Below are 18,161 nucleotides of genomic sequence, written 5' to 3' on the forward strand. Positions count from 1 at the left end.
TCCCGTCGGCGGATGTCGCCCCGTGCCGTCCTCCGTAGCGTCGGCGACATGATCCAAGCAACGGAACTCACCAAGCGATACGGCGCGAAGACCGCCGTGGACGCCCTGTCCTTCACGGTCCGTCCCGGCCGGGTGACCGGGTTCCTCGGCCCCAACGGCGCGGGCAAGTCCACCACCATGCGACTGGTCCTCGGCCTCGACACACCGACCGCGGGCTCGGTCACCGTCGCGGGCCGCCCCTACGGCCGGCTGGCCGCACCCCTGCGTGAGGTCGGCGCCCTGCTGGACGCGCGAGCCGTGCACGGCGGCCGCACGGTGCGCCGGCACCTGCTCGGCCTGGCCCGCTCCAACGCCCTCCCGGCCCGGCGGGTGGACGAGGTGCTGGGGACCGTCGGCCTGGAGGCCGCCGCCAACCGGCGGGCCAAGGGGCTGTCGCTGGGCATGGCCCAGCGGTTCGGCCTCGCGGCCGCCCTGCTCGGCGACCCCGGCGTGCTGGTCCTCGACGAACCGGTCAACGGGCTGGACACCGAGGGCATCCGCTGGATACGGGACCTGCTGAAGTCCCTGGCCGCGGAGGGCCGCACGGTGTTCCTCTCCAGCCACCTGATGAGCGAGCTGGAACGGACCGCCGACCGGATCGTCGTCATCGGCCGGGGCCGCCTGCTCGCCGACACGGACATGCGGGACTTCATCGAGGCGCACTCGCCCGACTCCGCCCTGCTGCGCACCCCGCACGGCGAGTCCGGCCCGATGCGCGCCCTGCTGGAATCGCGCGGCGCCTCGGTACGCCTGGACGCACACGGCCGGTGGCGGGTGACCGGACTGGACGCCCCCGCCATCGGCGAACTCGCCCGCGTGCACGGCCTCGCCGTACACGAACTGACCCCCCTGCGCCGCTCCCTGGAAGAGATCTACACGGCCATGACGGAAGAGGCCGTCGAATACCAGGGGAGCGGTGACAGCGACGCGGAGGAGGCGCCGCGATGAGTACGGCCTTGATCCCGACGCCCGGATTCCGGGAGGCCCTGGCCTTCGAATGGACGAAGTTCGCGAGCCTGCGCTCCACGGTGTGGACGACGGCCACGGCTGCCCTGGTGACCGTACTGGGCGCGGTGTTCGTCGGACTGACCGGCAGCCTGCAACCGGACGACACGGTCCTCGGCGGCAGCCTCACCCTGAGCGTGGTCGCGCTGATGGCCGCGGGAGTGGTGGGCGCCCTCACGGTGTCCGGCGAGTACGCGAGCGGCACGATCGCCGCGACCCTGGCCGCGACACCCCGCCGCGGCCGGGTGCTGGCCGCCAAGGCGACCCTGCTGGCGGGGATGCTGTACGGGCTGGGGCTCGCCGCGTGCACGGTGGCGTACCTGCTGGGCGACGCCGTCCTCGACGGTTCGTACGCCCAAGGGGAGCCGCTGCCCGCGCTGTTCGGCGTCGCGGCACTCTTCTCCGCCGTCGGAGTGCTGGGACTGGCGATCGGAACGGTCGTGCGTCATGCGGCCGGCGCGGTCGCCGCCGTGGTCGCCGTGCTGCTGCTGCCGTCCCTGTTCGGGCCGCTCCTCGGCGGCCTGCGGCCCTGGGTCGCCGGAGCCTCCCCGACCGCCGCGCTGGAGAAGCTCACGCAGACGTCCGACGCGACCCCGGACACGGTCGGCACCCTGGGCCCCTGGCCGTCCCTGGCACTGGTCACCGCGTACACCGCCGTCGCCCTGGCCGGAGCGGCGCTCGTCCTGCGGAGGCGTGATGTCTGACCGTCGGCGCGTCGTCCTGGTACTGCTGGCGCTGGTGAGCGCCGCGGGTCTGCTGGCGCCCGCAGCGCCGCGGGCGCACGTCCGCGAGAGCGCCCGGGTGGTGGACGAGGAGCGGACGGACGGCCGGATCGTCGACCTGACCGTGCGCTCGCCCGCCCTCGGACGCGACGCCCGGGTCCGGCTGCTGACCCCGGACGGCTGGGAACGGCGCGGCCGTCACGACCGCTGGCCGGTCCTGTACCTGTTCATCGGCGGCGACGGCGACCACGAGACCTGGACGCGGGAGTACCGGGTCCACCGGAAGCCGTCGCTGCGCGACACCCTGGTCGTCATGCCCGAGATGCCGCTGTACGGCTTCTACAGCGACTGGTGGAACCACGGCGACGGCGGACCGCCCGCCGTGGAGGGCTTCCACCTGCGCGAGGTGCTGCCCCTGCTCGAACGCGACTACGGCGCGGGCACCCGGCGGGCGGCGGCGGGGGAGTCCCAGGGCGGTTTCGGCGCCCTCTCCTACGCCGCGCGGCACCCGGGACTCTTCCGCTCCGTGGCCTCCTACAGCGGCTTCGTGCATCCGCTCCAGCACCCGCACGCGGTACGGGCGGGCATGACCCACCTGGGGCTCGACTGGCGGGCGCTGTGGGGCGACCCTGTCGCCCAGCGCGCGATCTGGCAGGCGCACGACCCCTACCACCTGGCGGAACGTCTGCGGGGCACCCGCGTGCACCTGGCCGCCGGAGACGGCCGGGCGGGAGCCCTCGACCCGCCCGGGACCGCACCCGATCCCGCCGTCCCGGGCCTGGAGGATCCCGGGGACCCCTTCCCCGCCGACGTGATCTCGCCGACGGAGACCCTGATGGGGGAGGAGTCGCGGACCGTCGCCCAGCGGCTGGAGCGGGCCGGCGCCCGGGTGAGCACGCACTTCTACGCCGGGACGCACTCCCCGCCGTACTGGTGGCGAGAGCTGGACCGCACCCTGCCGATGCTGCTCGGGACCCTGGGCCGGTAAGGGCGACCGGGGGACGGCGCGTACCGCCCCGGCTGCGGGCGCGGGCGGTACGCGCCGTCCCCCGGCCCAATTGCTTGGCTAGCCACATAATCGGTGCTACTTTTATGTGGCTGGCCACAGAAGTGGTCGGCGTGACGAACCCACCGAGGGGACAGCACTCATGAAGGCCATCGTTTTCGACACGTTCGGCGGCACCGAGGTCCTGCACGAGGCGGAGATCGAGGTGCCCCGGCCCGGCCCCGGCCAGGTCCGCGTGCGTGTCCGCGCCGTGGGCGTCAACCCGGTGGACGGCAAGATCCGCTCCGGTGGCATGGAGGCGATCTTCCCCACCACGCTGCCGGCCGTGCCCGGCGGAGAGATCGCCGGCGTGGTCGACGCCGTCGGCGAGGGCGTCGACCACCTGAAGGCGGGGGACGAGGTCCTGGGCTGGTCCGACACCGGCTCCTACGCCCAGTACGCCCTGGCGTCCGCGGCCGTCCTCGCGCCCAAGCCGGCCGGCCTGGACTGGGCGCACGCCGCCGCCCTGCCCGTGGCGAGCGACGGTGCCGAACGCGTGCTGGACCTGCTCGACGTCACCTCGGGCGAGACCCTGCTGATCCACGGAGCGTCCGGCGCGCTCGGCACCGTCGCCGTCCAGCTCGCCGTCGCCCGCGGCGCCCGCGTCATCGGCACCGCCGGACCGGCCAACCAGGAATACGTCGCCTCACTCGGCGCCACCCCCCTCGTCTACGGGGACAACCTGGTCGAGCGGGTCCGCGCGCTCGCCCCCGAAGGGGTGGACGCCGTCTTCGACGCCGCGGGCAAGGGCGCACTGGAGGACTCCATCACCCTGCGCGGCGGCACCGACCGGATCGTCACCACCGCCGACTTCCGCGCCCGCGAACTCGGCGTCGTCTTCGCCGAGGGCCCCCAGCGCCGCTCCGCCGCCCGGCTCGCCGAACTGGCCCGGCAGGCCGCCGACGGCACGCTGGTGACCACGGTCGGCGCCACCTACCCGCTGGCCGAGGCCGCCGAGGCGCAGCAGGCCAGCGACGCCGGCCACAACCGTGGCAAGCTCGTCCTCACCGTCAACTGAACGATCACTCCCACTCACGTGGCCAAGGGAGCAGCAATGTCCGGTACCACCTCACCAGAGCTGCCGAACGCGGCGGGCGACGGGCCGTTGAGCTACGCCATCTTCCAGCTCGCCCGCGCCCACCGCGGCCACGCCGCCGCCATGCTGCGCGCCATGAACCTGCACCCGGGTCAGGAACTGCTGCTGATGCAGCTCTTCGACCGCGACGGCCAGACCCAGGCCGAACTGCTGGAACGGGTCGGCCTCGACCACTCCACCGTCTCCAAATCCCTGCGCCGCATGCAGGAGGCGGGCCTGCTCACCCGTGAGCCGGCCCCCCACGACCGACGGGTCATGGTGGTCCACCTCACCGACAGCGGCCGCGCCCTGCGGCAGCCCATCACCGACATGTGGCGCACCCTGGAGGAGATCTCCGTGCGTGAGCTGACCCCCGACCAGATCGAGATGTTCACCACGTGTGCGCGACTGATCGAGAAGTCGGTCAGGGACCACAGCCGACAGACACCCGTCGGGTAGTCGGGCACGGCCGGGCGGCCCACTCGCCCGGCGCACCTCCCACCCGCGCGCACCGATCCCACCCCGCGCGCGGCGAGGGCGCCCCGAGGGCAGCCCTCGCCACCCGGGGCACCAGGAACCCGCCGCGGACGCGCGGCACGCGTGTACGCGCGTTGACGCGCCGTAGGCCCGTAGGCCCCACACCGGCGCGGATGCCGCCGTTCCGGCCGGCGCGCAAGAACCGCCACCGCCGCTTCCCGCAGCACAGCCGCGCCCCAGCCGGCGCCTTCTTCTCTTCCACCCCGTGTGACACCAGGGAGATTCCCATGACGGATGCATTCACCCCGATGGACATGGTCGGCCAGTCGCTGACCAACCGCATCGTGATGGCGCCGATGACCCGCAGCCGGGCCTACGGTCCGGGAGCCACCGCGACCGAACTGATGGCGACCTACTACAGCCAGCGCGCGAGTGCGGGCCTCATCGTCACCGAGGGGATCCAGCCCTCCGTGGTCGGCCAGGGATACCCCGACACCCCCGGCCTGCACTCTCCCGCGCAGGTGGCCGCCTGGCGCAAGGTCACCGACGCCGTCCACCGCGACGGTGGTGTGATCTTCGCGCAACTGATGCACACCGGCCGCATCGGCCACCCCAGTCTGCTGCCCGACGGCCTGACCCCGTCGCCCCTTCCCCCGTCGCAGCCGAGGGTCAGGTCTTCACCCGCCAGGGACCGATGGATTTCGTCACCCCGCGGGAGCTGGACGCCGACGCCATCACCCGCACCATCGCCGACTTCGCCGACGCGGCACGCAACGCGATCGCCGCCGGCTTCGACGGTGTGGAACTCCACGGCGCCAACGGCTACCTGATCCACCAGTTCCTCGCACCCCACACCAACCGGCGCACCGACGACTGGGGCGGCGACGTCAACGGCCGAGTCCGCTTCGGTCTCGAGGTGGCCGCCGCCGTCGCGGCGGCGATCGGCGGCCACCGCACCGGCTTCCGCATCTCCCCGGGCAACCCCTACAACGACATCGCCGAGACGGACGCGGCAGACGTGGAGAACACCTACACCACCCTGGTCGGCCGGCTCGGCGAACTCAACCTCGCCTACCTGCACATGATCGAAGGCCCCGACCGCACCCTGACCACGCGCCTGCGCAAGACCTGGCCCGCCACGTTCGTCCTCAACCCGTTCACCCACCCCGAGCCCACCGGCCCGGACGCCCTCACCCTCGTCGAGGACGGCACCACGGACATGGTCGCCTTCGGCGCCCTGTTCCTCGCCAACCCCGACCTTCCCGCCCGCCTGGCCGCCAACGGCCCCTTCAACACACCCGACCCGTCCACCTTCTACGGCGGCGACCACCACGGCTACACCGACTACCCGGGCCTCCTGGACCCGGACCTGCCGAGCGAGGACATCCGCACCGGAAACCCCCGATAGCCGGGCGTCGTCAGCGGCAACGGCGCGGATTGGCCGGGAATCACGCCCGTTTCAGCGGCGCCGGCGCGGGCGGTGGCGCAGCAGTCCCGGAATGAGCATCCGCCTGGGCGTGCACCGGCGGCTGGTCCGGCCAGGCGAACGCGTACCGGGGATCGCCCCCGCGGCTCAGCCGTACGAAGCGCAGGAGTTCACGGACGATGCCCGCGTTGCCCATCGCCCAACCGGTGCACGGTTCGAGGTCGCTCGGGGTGGCTCGGTGCTCGACGTTGGACCAACGGGCGCCGTCGCCGTCCCGAATCGCGCGGGCGGCGAGGTCCGCGACGAGGGTGTGGGCGAAGCCGTACGGGTCCCGCTGTTCGGCGATGCGGTCACAGGCCAGGGCGAGGACACCCGCGGTCCCGCAGCAGCGGCCGTTGTTGTCCCAGAAGCCGGGGCGCAGCCGCCGGGGCAGGCCGGAGCGGGTGACCGTGTGCCAGCAGCGGTCGGACAGGGCGGACCAGGCGGGGTCGGCCGTGATGTCCCGCAGCTGCCGGAAGACCTGGGCGTCACCGGCCGGGCCGTGGCACCAGCCGTAGCTGACGGGCTCGATCACGTCGGGCCGGTACTGCGGGGTGGAGTGCGGCACCAGGAAGCCTTCCGACCCCGCCTCGTCACGTGCAATGACGTCCGCGGCACCGGCCAGGGCCAGCTCGACCAGGTCCGCGTGGCCGGTGTCCCGGCCGATCCGGGCGAGCGCCAGGGCGATGCCGAGCGTGCCGTGCGAGAGGTGGTGCAGGCGGGAGTCGGTGCCGGTGCGGTGGGCCCAGTGGACGCCCGCACGGGTCTGCTCCGCCGTCCGCAGGTACGGCTCCACGGCGAGGACCGCCAGTTCGGCGTCGCCGGCCAGGAGTGCGCCGAGGCCGATCCCCGCGTTGCCGCCCATCAGCTCGAACAGCTCGCCCCAGCGGGTTCCGTCGAAGCGTGAGCGCACGAGTTCCAGCGCTCGGTCGGCGGCGGTGCCGGCGGCCTTGTCGCCGAGTTCGTCGTGAACCACGCGCAGGACGAGTGCCATTCCGGTACGGCCGAAGTAGAGGGAGTCGTCGTCGACGCCGTCGACGGAGTCCGCGAGGCCGCGGGCGGCGCGCAGGGCGGCATCGGCGTAGGAGTCGTCGCCGAAGTGCCGCCACGCCTCCAGGAGCACGGGCACGACACCGGCCGTACCGCTGTAGAGCATCGGGTCGACGTCTTCGTCCGAGAGCCTGGTTGGCCAGGCGAGGTTCCCGTCGGGAGTTTCCCGCGCCGCCGCGGTCAGCCACCGCAGCCCGTCCACCGCGAGTCCTTCGACCTCGTCGACCGCCATGACCTTGGCTTCCGGTGCCGTCATGGACTCACTCTCCCATGATCATCGGGGGTTGCCCAGAGGGGCACCACTCCGGCCTCAAGCAGGTGACTGCGTCGCAGGAGCACCTGTACCGGCGGGCCGTCCCTGTTGAGGCCGGTCTCCAACAGCCGGTCTAAGAGGGCATCTGATCTACGTAGTTGGTAGTTAGGGATGTTTTTGTGACTGCTGGTGTTGGCGATCGTTGGGCGAGGTGTGAGTGCTCGTCGCCTGTACCGCAGTGATGTCTCCGACGCCCGCTGGAGCTTGATCGAACCGGTCTTCGCCGCCTGGCGAGCCAGGCGAACCGGACCCGGCACAGCGGCCCGAGTGCATGACCTGCGGGAGATCGTCAACGCGATCCTGTACGTCAACCGCACCGGTATCCCGTGGGAGTACTTGCCCCACGACTTCCCGCCGTACAAGACCGTCTACGACTACTACGCCAAGTGGGAAGCCGACGGCACCACCCAGCAGGTCCACGACCTGCTCCGGGACAAGACCCGCCGATCCCACGGCCGCAGCACTCAGCCGACCGCGGCCGTGATCGACGCGCAGAGCGTGAAGACCTCGGCAAACGTGGCCGAGACCAGCCAGGGCATCGACGCCGGCAAGAAGATCAAGGGATGCAAGCGGCACGTCATCACCGACACCCTCGGCCTGGTCCTGGCCGTATTGGTCACCGCCGCGTCCGTGCACGACACCACCGGCGGCAAGCTCCTGCTCGACGACCTGGCCGCAGCCCACCCCACCGTGTCGAAGGTCTGGGCCGACGGCGGCTACCAGAGCAGCATTCTCAACCACGGCGCCAGCTGGGGGTCGGTGTGGAGGTCGTGCAGCGACCACGAACGAAGGGGTTCGAACCATTGCCGAAACGGTGGGTAATCGAGCGGACCTTCGGCTGGCTGATGCAGCACCGCCGCCTGGCGCGGGACTACGAAGCCCTCCCGCAGAGGTCCCGGGCAATGATCCACTGGGCGATGGCTAACAAAATGTCCCGCGAGCTCACGGGAGAACCTGGGCTCACCCAAACGGGTGAGACCCGCCATCGCCTGGAAACCACTCGTGCCCAGGATCCCGGATGCTGGCCACCTTCTCGGTCCGCGGGGGCCGGCGGGGGCGATCGCGGGGGAGCCTGAGCCTCATACGCCACCTCTCCAAGCCTCGGCATCATCCTGCGGCGTCTCTTGGGCTCAACTTGGCTAACCCTCCGTGCCCCCACCGGTCACACCCTGACGTGCTGCACGGCTCGGGATTGATCAAGCCCCTGCTCCCGTAAAGGTCGAGACCGCGTAATCGCTGGGATCACAGCAAAAGGGCCATGCGTGGGCAGGGTCTTCTTGACAAGGATCATCCTTGCGGCAAGCGGCAAGCGGCAAGCGGCAAGCGGCAAGCGGCAAGCGGCAAGCGGCAAGCGGCAAGCGCATTGGCGAGTCAAGTTATCGCCATTGTTGCCACGCAAAGAGTTGACTGTACGTGAAATGTTCATCCACACAACGTGATTGATTTAATGTCAATTATTGACCCTACAACAAAAGCCTTGCGCGGCAACATTTTTACCGGCCTCAGCGGATGCGCTTTGGGCGAGGCGGGCGCACACTGAAGGAGTACGCGGATTCCGGGGGTGTTGTACGCGTATCCCAAGTCGGTACTCGAGGCTGGAGGAAGTGATGGCGGGATCTCCTGTGACGACGAGCGAACGACTCGCTCTGATTACCGGCGATCAGGCAAAATCGGAGTGGGATCGCCTGAACCGTAGCTATTCGCAACTGGGTCAGCTGCGAGAGGCTCTCCCCGCGATTCTCGGAGCCAACCTTTCCGAGGCTGACGAGCAGGACCCGATCGGCCTTCGGGGAGACTGGGACCTGGACAGGGAGGTTTACCCTGCGGGAGGTCCCGAGGCCGGCCCGGGAGTGAACGCGGTCAAATCTGGTCTGATCGTCACCAGCGTCAACTACGGAAACAACCTGGTCGCCATGTGCGCGAGCGTGTTGAAGGGCGAACCCGACGGGCCAGAGGTAGTGGAAGCGTTCACGCTCCAAACCTCGAGTTCGAACTTTCTGGACGACGTCAAGGAGCAGGGCGTCAGTGGCGGGAAACTGCAACCCAGGTCAGGCTTCTGGGACACGCTCCTTGACTGCCTCTCGAGGGACTGCGGGCAGGCGTGCCTCAGTGCTGCCGTCTCATGTCGCAAGGACAACTGGGCTGACTTCCTCGTCTGTCTTGCGGGGCGATGCGGTTTGTGCGTGGTCAAGTGCCACGCGTGCGCGGGGTGTAAGTGCGCGTACTGGTGTGTGCCCGTCGCCGGATGCTGCGGTCAATGACGGGGGAGAAGGTCACGTGACTACCACTCACTGGCTGGAAATTCCGATTCGTCAGCCGATCCACGAGGGCGCACCGGTGGACACGAAGTACGAAGTCGGCGATGCCGTCGTGGTCTACAGCAACGATTCGGCATACGTCGGACTGGGTGATCGGCGCGCCGCCGAGGCGCTTCTGGTCCATCAGGATGTGCGAGCGCTCGGCGACCGCGAGGTGGATCGCACAAAGCCTGTTCCAGGGCTCTCCCTGACCCTGGGTGAACTGGAACACCAGGTCGGCCGGCTGCGCAAGCGGTCGGCATCCCGGCATGCGACCGGCCTGGGAGATGCGATCGCATTTCTCACGCGGCGCCTGGGGGTCAGGGAATGCGGAAGTTGTGCCCGGCGTCACAGGAATATGAACAGGGTGCGGATATGGGGGTGGTGGAGAGAAGGAAAGATCGGAAAATTCATGGGAAACGCGACGGCAATAGTCCGTCAGCGTGACGAGCAGGAGGCAGAAAATGGCAGCATATGACGACGGCCTCAAGGAAAGGGCAGTCAGCAGCACCTTCAGGGATGCCGCCCTCTTCGGGGTCGAGGCGTCCGGTACGACGGTGCTCTTCGGGAAGGCCGCCCTGCGGCTCCCCGTGGCGATATCCGACAATCCGGGAGGCAGGAAGTCCATTCATGACATGCCGCAGAGCGAGCCGACTCTGACGGGTGTCTACGTGGTCGACCTGCAGGTCGTGCGCGAGGTGCTCACGCGGACGGGCGATGCCTCCTACGAGGCGGAGCTCGTGTCCAAGACCGGACAGACCCTGTTCGAGGGCATGGGCAACCTCGAACACATCAACCCTGAAATCGGCTACAGCAGTATCACCTTCAAGGGCAAGTACAAGGAGCTGGCGCCGACGCTCCTCGGCCTCGAGGCGGAGGAACCTGCGGAGTGGACCAGGTTCACCATCGTCTGGAGCGGCATCGCCTGGTGAGTGCAGCCACGCGTGGACAAGCGGCCACCGCGGATCACTGTGAGGTGATTGGGCGGTGGCCGCGGTGAGTTCGCCCCCGCTGCCACCACCCGTGAGACCCATCTGTCGGTCACCCTGTCCGCGTCCGTCTTGATCGCGTCGGGGCTGAGGAAGTCGCCGCGTGGGACGGAGCGCGGGCGGATGGTGCCGCCGCGGGTGATGTGCCGGAACAGCGGACCGGAGGTGATGCCGTGGGCGCCCCGCAGCGCGGCCTCGGCCGTGTCGTCGTCCTCCGGCACCAGGCTCACCACCGTGGCCGCCGCACTGGACAGCGCCGCCCGGGGGGCCACCTCCTCCAGCGCCGCCCACAGCGCGGCCACGTCCACATCGCAGCCGCTCTGCTCGATGAGCTCCAGCTCCTCGATGAACACCGCCGCCGCCCGCGCCACCAGCCGCGATGCCTTCTCCAACTGTGGCAGGGTCGACAAGCGCTGCTTGTCCGTGGACCGCTTCGCGGCACTGATCAACCGGGTGGCCATCAGGATCTCGAACAGGTCCAGGGCGTCGTCGATCGCCTCGCGTCCAGGTGGCGCGTCACCGCGGTGAGCATCGCCGTGCGCTTGGGCTCCGAGGCCCGCTCCAGCTTCGCCGCCTTCGTGCCCAGCCCGTAACGGGCCAGCGCGGACAGCCGGTTCGGTGGGATCTTGTCCAGCTTCACCCGCCCCAGCTGGAACGCGGCAACATCCTCGACCCGCCGCGAAGCACCCTTCATCGCCGTGCCCGTGGTCCGTGTCGGCGGCCGGCGCATCCGTTCCAGCTCCGAGTACCGCTTGCCCTCCGGCGTCTTCAGCGTGGCCACCAGGTCCCCGAGCAGTGCCGCATTCGCCCGCCGGACCTCCTTGGCGACCGTGACGTGCAGCCGTTCCTCCACGATCCTGCGGACCTCGGCGACCTCCCGGGCCAGCACGCTCACCCCCGGCAGCAGCACCCGGTTGCGGCGCAGCCAGCCCACCGAATGATCGAACACGGCCTTCGACCCCTCGGCGTGCGCCGTCCATGCCCGCCCGTGCAGGAACGCCCGGAACTTCCGGCCCAGCGCGTGGTCCTCGTACTGGTGGTAGCCGTACGCCTCGCGTATCTCCCACGCGTGCTCGTACGCCGTCATCTGGCGCTCGGTGTACCGCTTGATCCGGGAGGCATCCTCGATCTCCAGCTGCGCGGCCAGGTGCTCCACCACCGGCCACGCCACGGGCAGGGGTCCTCCAGGAACAGCCCGATGTACCTCACCGTGCACATCTGGAGAGCGGAGCCGAGGCGACTGTGGTCACCGCGCCGCTTCGCGATCAGCTTCCGGTCCTCGTCATCAAGGAAGAAGAACCGTTCCAGCTCGGGTCTCGTCGGCTTATCCGCGAACGATCCGAATGCGGTGGCCTGCTCATCAGTCAGACATTCCACGGGCATATCGCGGACGTAACCAGTCGCAACGAGCGAACATAGATCTTCCGCCGAACACCCCAAACGAGCCGATCACGTTGCCAGACGACCAAGATCAAATGCTTAGCGCTCATGGCTGTTCCGTTGGTCCCCAAGGCCGTATACCTAAAGGAGTTGGGGTCATCTGAGTAACCTGATCTGCACTCGTCGGCCGCGTGCGCGGTGGTCGGCGGGCAGCGTACGGGCGGGTGCGAAGCCGACGACGAGGGGAACGTTCGTGGAGCGGGATGTACAAGGGGAGGGGTATACGGGGGACGGGGAAACCCGCAACGAGTTCTCGGGGACCGGCGGGCCCGTGGTCCAAGGGCGGGACTTCCTCGGTGGCGTCACCATCAACGGGTTCGTCGATCCTGCGGTCAAGGCGACTGGGGACGCGGCCCTGGTCCAGGCTGCGAATGACCTCGCGTCAGCCGTCAAACGCCAGTGGAGGGAAGAGGCGGCGCTGCGGCGCCTGAACGATCCGTATCCGCTTCCGGTCCGCTGGCGTCCCGCCGCACCCCAGCTCATGGAGCCCTGGCGTTCGCTGGTCCGGCTGGCCACGACCGGAATCGGCCGAGAGTCGTCGGCCTCACCGTCCGGCTGGGCGTCCGGGCCGGAAGCGCTGACCGGAGGTGGAGGCGATCTGGTGAAGGTGCTGGCCAGGGTGCCCACGGGCCGCCTGGTCGTGCTCGGGGAACCAGGTTCCGGCAAAAGCATGCTGCTGGTGCGGCTGGTGCTGGACCTGCTCGCGCTCCGCCGCCACGGGGACCCGGTGCCCGTGCTCATACCACTCGCCTCGTGGGACCCGGACCGGGAGGACCTGGATCTGTGGCTGGAGGAGCGACTGGGCATCGACTACCCGTGGCTCGGTGAACCCGGCCGGACGGGGGCCAACAGGGGGCGGGAACTGCTGGACGCCGGCTTGATCATGCTGGTGCTGGATGGCTTGGACGAGATCCCCGATCGCGTGCGCGGCCGCGCGATCGCCCGGATCAACGACGCCCTCGGCCTCAACTCGGACCTCGGAATGGTCCTCAGCTCGCGCAGCGCCCCCTTCGCCGCCACCGTCCGGCCCCAGAACGGGCGCGAGGTACGGGTGACCGGCGCGGCGGGCGTCGAGGTCGAGCCGCTGGACCTGGACACCGTCGCATCGTACCTACGGGACTCCGCGGGCGGTCCGACCCACGAAGCCCGCTGGCAGGAGGTATTCGCCGCGTTGGCCGCCGAGCGCGATCCTCATCCCCTGGGGCAGTTGCTCACGACGCCGTTGATGGCGTACCTGGCCCGCGTCGCCTACAGCCCCTCGCCGGACGCGGTGGAAGACATCGCGTACGGCTCCGGGCCGGACGGCCGCCCGCTGGAGCCAGGGCAGGACTCCGAACGGGGTCTTGTGCCAGAGGAGCACCATGCCCCCGTCGGCCATCCGCTCGAGCTTCTGGACCGCTCGCGGTTCCCCGCGCCCGCCGCGATCCGGGCGCATCTGCTGGACGCCTTCATCCCCGCCTCCTACGCGCGACACTGGACCCCAGCCAGGCCCTCAGGATCACGGCACAGATGGACGCGCGGGCAGGCGGCCCACTTCCTGACTTTCCTCGCCCGTGACCTGGAGCACCGTCAACAGGGCACCACCGACCTCAGATGGTGGGATCTCCCCGACGCGGCGCCGAGGATCCTGGCGGGAGTCACCGTGGGACTTGTGGCGGTGCCGGCCGGTGTGGTGATGCCCTTCGGCGCCTGGCTCGGGGTCGGCATGCTCGTCGGCGTCGCCGTGGCGATGATCGGCCGACGGTGGAGTCCACCCACCCGGAGTTTCAACCGCGGGCTGGCGGGCGGTCTGATCGGCAGCGTCCTCGGGTCCGCGTTCGGGCTCGGCATGCGCTTCGTACTCGGGATCCACAGCCCGGCGGGGTATCTCGTCAGCGGGCTCGCGCTGGGCCTGGTGCCCGGGTTCCTCGGTGGTTTCCGGGCCGGGCTGGCGGGCGGTATCGCAGCGTCCTTCGTCGGGGCGTTCGTCGGCGAACCCGAGATGGGGGACTCGGCGCCGCTGGTCAACAGCGTCGGTTTCGCTGTCGCCGCCGCCTGTGTGGTCACCCTGGGCCACAGCCGGCATCCGGCGCGAGGACTGCGCTGGTCACCCCTGGGCATCCTCACCGGCCTGGGTGGCGGTCTCGTCCTCGGTATTGCGGTCACCCTGCAGGACGGTCTGCTCAGTGGGCTGCTGTCGGGGGTGGTTGCTGCCGCCGGCGGTTCCTTCGGCGCGGGACTGGAGGCCAAGCCGGTCGAGGCGACGGTCGCGGCGGACCCGCAGACCATACTGGACCAGGACCGTGTCACGTTCTGGACCACCGCTATGGCGGGCGGCATCGCCATCGGCCTCGCCGCCTCCCTCGTCGTCGGATCGGTCCTGGGGTCGTGGCGGGGAGCCCTGGCCGGGGTGGCCGACGGGCTGGCTACCGGTCTGGCCTGGGGCTTCCTCCAGGCCAGGTATGGATCGTTCACGCTCGCCCGATGGTGGCTCGCCCTGCGCGGCCACGTGCCATGGCGGTTGATGTCATTCCTCGCGGATGCGCATCGGCGGGGAGTGCTGCGGCAGGTCGGCGCCACGTACCAGCTCCGCCACGCCGAACTGCAGCGTCGCCTTGCTGGGAGGACGTAAGCCGATTCCCGTCGGCGGCGCCGGTTCAATCCCCTTGCGGGCTGCCCGCGTCGGAGGGCGTCGCGCCCTGTGCGCCAGGGCGGGTCGGTCCGTGCGTGTCGGCGGGCGTCGCACGGGGTTCAGCCGAAGCGTGCGCGGTGACGGTGAGACTGGAGAAGTCCCTGCCCTGGACGACAGGGCCGTACTGGGTGCCCCCACTGATCTCGTTCGTCACCGTGCTCTCACCTGTGCGCACCGACTCCGCCTGCTGCCACCAGCTCTCCAGGGCGAGGCGGAACTCCGCGTCGAGCGCGGAGCGCACGGCAAGGGCCGTGCTCAACCGCTGGGCTCGTTCCAACTCGTCGGGATTCTGTGCCAGCGCTGTGAGTTCGGCCTCGCCGGAACTCACCACGAGCGCGCCGTCGGCCTCACCGTGCCGGAACGGGCGGCGGATCAGCGCGCTCAGCGCCGTCCACGCCTGCCGACCGGCCTCGCCGCCGATGCCGCCTGCCAGAGCAGCCAGCACGGCTGCTGAGATCGGGTCCATCAACATGCTCCCCACTCGTCGGTTGCCACGCCCGCCCGCTCGCACACTGGGCAACGTGTCCCATGAGCATGCCCGATTCAATGGCACAGTGCCCCGGCTCGAAAGAATCCGGATCCCGATGGACACGGCCTCGGGACTCGGCCGTGGGGACCATCGTTCTCGTCCATGCGGGTGGGATGCGTGTCCGCCACGAGGGGCCGGGGGAGGTACTGGCGCGCGAGGACGTGGTCCAGCGCGTCCAGCACGCTGCGGTCGGTTGAGGTCGCGGTGAACGACAGACGGCGGGCGATCTTGAACTTGGTCGGCCGGTCCGGCTTGAAGAAGCGCTCCACCAGTGCCGTGTAGTTGCTGCCCCGGTAGGCGTCCAGGGCTTCCAGCTCCGCCAGCTGGGCCTCGAACCCGCCCGCCGTCTCGACAACGGCACAAGAACCGTGGTGCTCGATGAGGAAGAAGCAGACATCGCGCTCGATGTCCGGCACAGGAGCACGCCAGATGAACGGCTCACAGCAGCCAGATGAAGCACTCAGTCACCACAAACCGGACGTCACCTGACCACGCCGGGGCCCTGGCCTGTGGGCCCTCGTACACAGGCCGACCGGTCGGACCGCCCGATGGGGCACCGCAAGGACGCCGAAGCGGCCTCCGTCACCGTACGGACGGCGACCATGCTGGCTCCAGGCCCTCCGAAGCAGTGCAGCTCCGCCGACCTGACCGCTGCTGCGTCATGGGGTTTCTCGTCATTCCACAGCGCGGGAGATGAGTTTGTGGCTCCCGGCCGGTCCAAACTCGTGACACCCCAGGAAAGGACACCGCCATGTCGGAGCTTCTCGTCGACTTCATCACCTCCCTCGACGGCTGCGCATCGGGGCAGGGATGGCCCGGATTCTGGGGCCTTGAGGGGCCGGAGTACCTCGCGTGGCTCGGTGAGCAGCCCAAGGCCACCTACCTGATGGGAGCGAACACCTACCGCCTGATGTCGGGCTTCGCCGCGGGCCAGGTACCGAGTGGCCAGGACGAGTTCAGGCCCGAGGAAGAGGCGTCCGTCGACGAGCTCACGCAGGCGTCCAAGGTGGTGTTCTCCTCCTCGCTCGAGGAGCCGCTGACGTGGGCCAATGCCACGCTCGTCCGCGACGACGCCGTCGAGGCGGTCCGCGCCATGAAGTCGAGCGGCTCGGGGCTCCTCAGCACGATCGGCAGCCTCAGCCTGTGCCGGTCCCTGCTCCGGGCCGGACTCGTCGACCGCTTCCGGGTCGTGATGTTCCCGGTGATCACCGGGGCCACGGGCGAAGAGCGCATCTACGACGGCTATCCGGACGTCGCCCTCGAGATGATCGGGCACCGCACCTTCGACGGCCGCATCCAGCTGGTCGAGTACAAGCCCCGCGTGCTCGACCACCCGCCGCTCGGCACCCCTGAGTGACGTCACCACCTCCGCCGGTCCGGACGGCCGCCGGGCCGGCGCCGGCGGGCGCGGAGCACGGCTCAACCCGCTGCTGAAAGTGCCCGTTCTTGCCGTCCCGACCAACTGGGTCCGCTCGACGGGCGCGCAGCGGGCGTCTGCGCGCCCGTCTGAAGCGCGTCCCTGACCCGCGCTCGCGCCGTGCCGTTGCCGGGCTTCCAGGTTACCGTCGGCATCGTGTTGGCGGCCTCGGTGCCCAGGCCCGCAGCGGGTCCGACAACGCAAGGCCGAGCACTTCCTCGCCTTCATCGGCCTTGCTGCGGCTCTCATCTGCTACCGCCGCCTGGTCGATGGATCCAGGTGATCTCAGGTCGGACTGTCGGCAGTGCCCAGGGCTTCAGGACACCGCTCACCAGATCGGCAAGGAACTGCACCGCCCCACCGGTGTAGTGCCACCACGCACCATTGCGCGAGGCGACGGTGACCGTCCATTCCTGCGGCCCGGCGGGGCTGGTGGTCCACAGGAAGAAGTCCCCCTGGGTGGAGGAGGACCAGGGAAGCAGGCCGCCCGGTGCGGGGTACGGACGCATCGGCACGGCCAAGTCGGCGTCGGCACACCACTCGGCCACGATGTCCAGGTCTTCGGTGTCCTCGGCCCAGGCCACTTCGGCACCCGGCGCCGGGCCTCCGACACGCAGGAAGTCACTCAGCTCGAACGTCGGGTAGAGCTCACAGAGGAGCTTGTAGTCAGCAGGCAGAGCCGTACCCAACACGCTCTCCAGCCGTGGCCAGTCGATACCCGCCGGGGTCGGCAGGCGGTGGGCCACGAGACCGGGCAGCGCCCGTTCGAGTTCCGTGACTGCCTCAGCGGGGTCGATCAAACGGCAGCCCGGGGCCTGCGTACCAACGAGATCGTTCACGCGAGCAGATTGTCACGGCAGCACCCCACCCTCACGCTCGCCCCTGGACAGCCGTCGAAAGAAACGGCGTCTAGAGGGCGTCCCAGACCTTGATGTGGCCGATGTTGTCATTCGCCCGGTCGCCCACGTATTCCGTGGCGTAGCCGTAGTAATAGACCGGGTTCGGGTCGTTGTTGAGGGAGGCCATCTGCCCGTCGCAGCTGTTGTAGGTCTCGAACGAGGAGATCATGTACCGCGACATGCCGGCGTCCAGGACGTAACCGGACCGGTCGCAGGGACCGTAGTCCCCATACACATGGGTCATGCCGCCGCCGTATCCGGCGTGCTGGTACCAAGTGATGAGCAGGGTTCTGGCACTGCTCGTCATCGTCGCCGCCGTCGTCCGGTCGTCGGAACAGGTCCGGCTCTTCACCCGGGACACCTTCTCGCCCGGCTTCACCCGCTCCACGACCACGGAGCAGTACGTGCCTTCCGATGAACCGGAGGCCGAAGCCGAAGCCGAAGGTGAGACACCGACGAGGCCCACGAGCGAAGCGGCCACGCTCACCGTGGCGGCCGTACGGGTGCTGAGACGCATGACGCTCCTTGCGGCTGGGCTGGCAGGGGGCAATACGCAAGCGATTCTAGAAAGGTGACGGCCGCAGCGGTCCTGACACATGTCAGGTAGGGGGCGTCCGCACACACCGGCAGGCCGGCGGCGCCTGCGGACGGGGAGGCGGCGGCATCGTGGCGGTGCTACGTTCCCGGACAGTCGGACAGCCGGTCGGCTGTCGCGTGGTGCGGGTGCG

Annotated in this window: 16 protein-coding genes and 3 pseudogenes; 13 read left to right on the forward strand and 6 right to left on the reverse strand. The window is 69.8% G+C overall.

The window, feature by feature from the left end:
- Positions 1-48: 48 nt before the first annotated feature.
- The 6 genes and pseudogenes from FHX78_RS34245 (at position 49) to FHX78_RS34270 (ending at position 5,771) form a co-directional block, all read left to right on the forward strand.
- Positions 49-987, forward strand: a complete 939-nt coding sequence (locus FHX78_RS34245; protein ID WP_145871225.1) for an ABC transporter ATP-binding protein — start codon at positions 49-51, stop codon at positions 985-987.
- Entirely contained in the window at positions 984-1,748 is a 765-nt protein-coding gene (locus FHX78_RS34250) for an ABC transporter permease subunit (RefSeq protein WP_145871226.1), read from the forward strand. The genes FHX78_RS34245 and FHX78_RS34250 overlap by 4 nt, the downstream gene beginning before the upstream one ends.
- Positions 1,741-2,754 carry an alpha/beta hydrolase gene (locus FHX78_RS34255; protein ID WP_145871227.1) on the forward strand — a complete coding sequence of 338 codons (1,014 nt, stop codon included), beginning with the start codon at positions 1,741-1,743 and terminating at the stop codon, positions 2,752-2,754. The genes FHX78_RS34250 and FHX78_RS34255 overlap by 8 nt, the downstream gene beginning before the upstream one ends.
- Positions 2,755-2,914: 160 nt before the next feature.
- Entirely contained in the window at positions 2,915-3,829 is a 915-nt protein-coding gene (locus tag FHX78_RS34260; protein WP_145871228.1) for an NADP-dependent oxidoreductase, read from the forward strand.
- A gap of 36 nt (positions 3,830-3,865) precedes the next feature.
- Positions 3,866-4,345 carry a MarR family winged helix-turn-helix transcriptional regulator gene (locus tag FHX78_RS34265; RefSeq protein WP_145871229.1) on the forward strand — a complete coding sequence of 160 codons (480 nt, stop codon included), beginning with the start codon at positions 3,866-3,868 and terminating at the stop codon, positions 4,343-4,345.
- A gap of 305 nt (positions 4,346-4,650) precedes the next feature.
- Positions 4,651-5,771, forward strand: a pseudogene (locus FHX78_RS34270) (alkene reductase).
- A gap of 40 nt (positions 5,772-5,811) precedes the next feature.
- Here FHX78_RS34270 and FHX78_RS34275 read toward each other — a convergent pair.
- Positions 5,812-7,134, reverse strand: a complete 1,323-nt coding sequence (locus FHX78_RS34275) for a lanthionine synthetase LanC family protein (protein ID WP_145871230.1) — start codon at positions 7,132-7,134, stop codon at positions 5,812-5,814.
- Between the two features lie 210 nt (positions 7,135-7,344).
- On the opposite strand from FHX78_RS34275, the pseudogene FHX78_RS34280 reads away from it, so the two are divergent.
- The 4 genes and pseudogenes from FHX78_RS34280 to FHX78_RS38075 all read left to right on the forward strand — a co-directional run bounded on the left by FHX78_RS34280 (position 7,345) and on the right by FHX78_RS38075 (position 10,420).
- Positions 7,345-8,267: pseudogene (locus tag FHX78_RS34280) on the forward strand (IS5 family transposase).
- Positions 8,268-8,813: 546 nt separating this feature from the next.
- Positions 8,814-9,452: a hypothetical protein gene (locus tag FHX78_RS34285; RefSeq protein ID WP_145871231.1), complete on the forward strand. Its 639-nt coding sequence runs from the start codon at positions 8,814-8,816 to the stop codon at positions 9,450-9,452.
- Positions 9,453-9,468: 16 nt separating this feature from the next.
- A complete protein-coding gene (locus FHX78_RS34290) occupies positions 9,469-9,966 on the forward strand; it encodes a hypothetical protein (protein WP_145871232.1) in 498 nt (165 codons plus the stop codon).
- Positions 9,953-10,420, forward strand: a complete 468-nt coding sequence (locus tag FHX78_RS38075; RefSeq protein ID WP_145871233.1) for a hypothetical protein — start codon at positions 9,953-9,955, stop codon at positions 10,418-10,420. The genes FHX78_RS34290 and FHX78_RS38075 overlap by 14 nt, the downstream gene beginning before the upstream one ends.
- A 233-nt stretch (positions 10,421-10,653) precedes the next feature.
- Here the strand turns inward: FHX78_RS38075 and FHX78_RS38080 are convergent.
- A pseudogene (locus tag FHX78_RS38080) lies at positions 10,654-11,860 on the reverse strand (DUF4158 domain-containing protein); the annotation flags it as partial.
- 328 nt (positions 11,861-12,188) lie between these two features.
- On the opposite strand from FHX78_RS38080, the gene FHX78_RS34305 reads away from it, so the two are divergent.
- Positions 12,189-14,528: an NACHT domain-containing protein gene (locus FHX78_RS34305; RefSeq protein WP_145871234.1), complete on the forward strand. Its 2,340-nt coding sequence runs from the start codon at positions 12,189-12,191 to the stop codon at positions 14,526-14,528.
- Positions 14,529-14,553: 25 nt separating this feature from the next.
- Here FHX78_RS34305 and FHX78_RS34310 read toward each other — a convergent pair whose 3' ends face one another.
- Positions 14,554-15,054, reverse strand: coding sequence for a hypothetical protein (locus FHX78_RS34310; RefSeq protein ID WP_229924061.1), 501 nt, complete (start codon positions 15,052-15,054; stop codon positions 14,554-14,556).
- 77 nt (positions 15,055-15,131) lie between these two features.
- On the reverse strand, positions 15,132-15,533 hold the full coding sequence (locus tag FHX78_RS34315; protein WP_145871235.1) for a hypothetical protein: 402 nt from the start codon (positions 15,531-15,533) through the stop codon (positions 15,132-15,134).
- 335 nt (positions 15,534-15,868) lie between these two features.
- Between FHX78_RS34315 and FHX78_RS34320 the strand changes: the two genes are divergently transcribed.
- Entirely contained in the window at positions 15,869-16,474 is a 606-nt protein-coding gene (locus FHX78_RS34320; protein ID WP_145871236.1) for a dihydrofolate reductase family protein, read from the forward strand.
- A 305-nt stretch (positions 16,475-16,779) separates the two neighbouring features.
- Here FHX78_RS34320 and FHX78_RS34325 read toward each other — a convergent pair whose 3' ends face one another.
- On the reverse strand, positions 16,780-17,373 hold the full coding sequence (locus tag FHX78_RS34325) for an SMI1/KNR4 family protein (RefSeq protein WP_145871237.1): 594 nt from the start codon (positions 17,371-17,373) through the stop codon (positions 16,780-16,782).
- Between the two features lie 70 nt (positions 17,374-17,443).
- Entirely contained in the window at positions 17,444-17,677 is a 234-nt protein-coding gene (locus FHX78_RS34330) for a hypothetical protein (RefSeq protein WP_145871238.1), read from the reverse strand.
- Positions 17,678-17,711: 34 nt separating this feature from the next.
- Here FHX78_RS34330 and FHX78_RS34335 point away from each other — a divergent pair, with 34 nt between their 5' ends.
- Positions 17,712-18,008: a hypothetical protein gene (locus FHX78_RS34335; protein WP_145871239.1), complete on the forward strand. Its 297-nt coding sequence runs from the start codon at positions 17,712-17,714 to the stop codon at positions 18,006-18,008.
- Positions 18,009-18,161: the final 153 nt, after the last annotated feature.

This window comes from Streptomyces capillispiralis (genome assembly GCF_007829875.1).
Lineage (GTDB): Bacteria > Actinomycetota > Actinomycetes > Streptomycetales > Streptomycetaceae > Streptomyces > Streptomyces capillispiralis.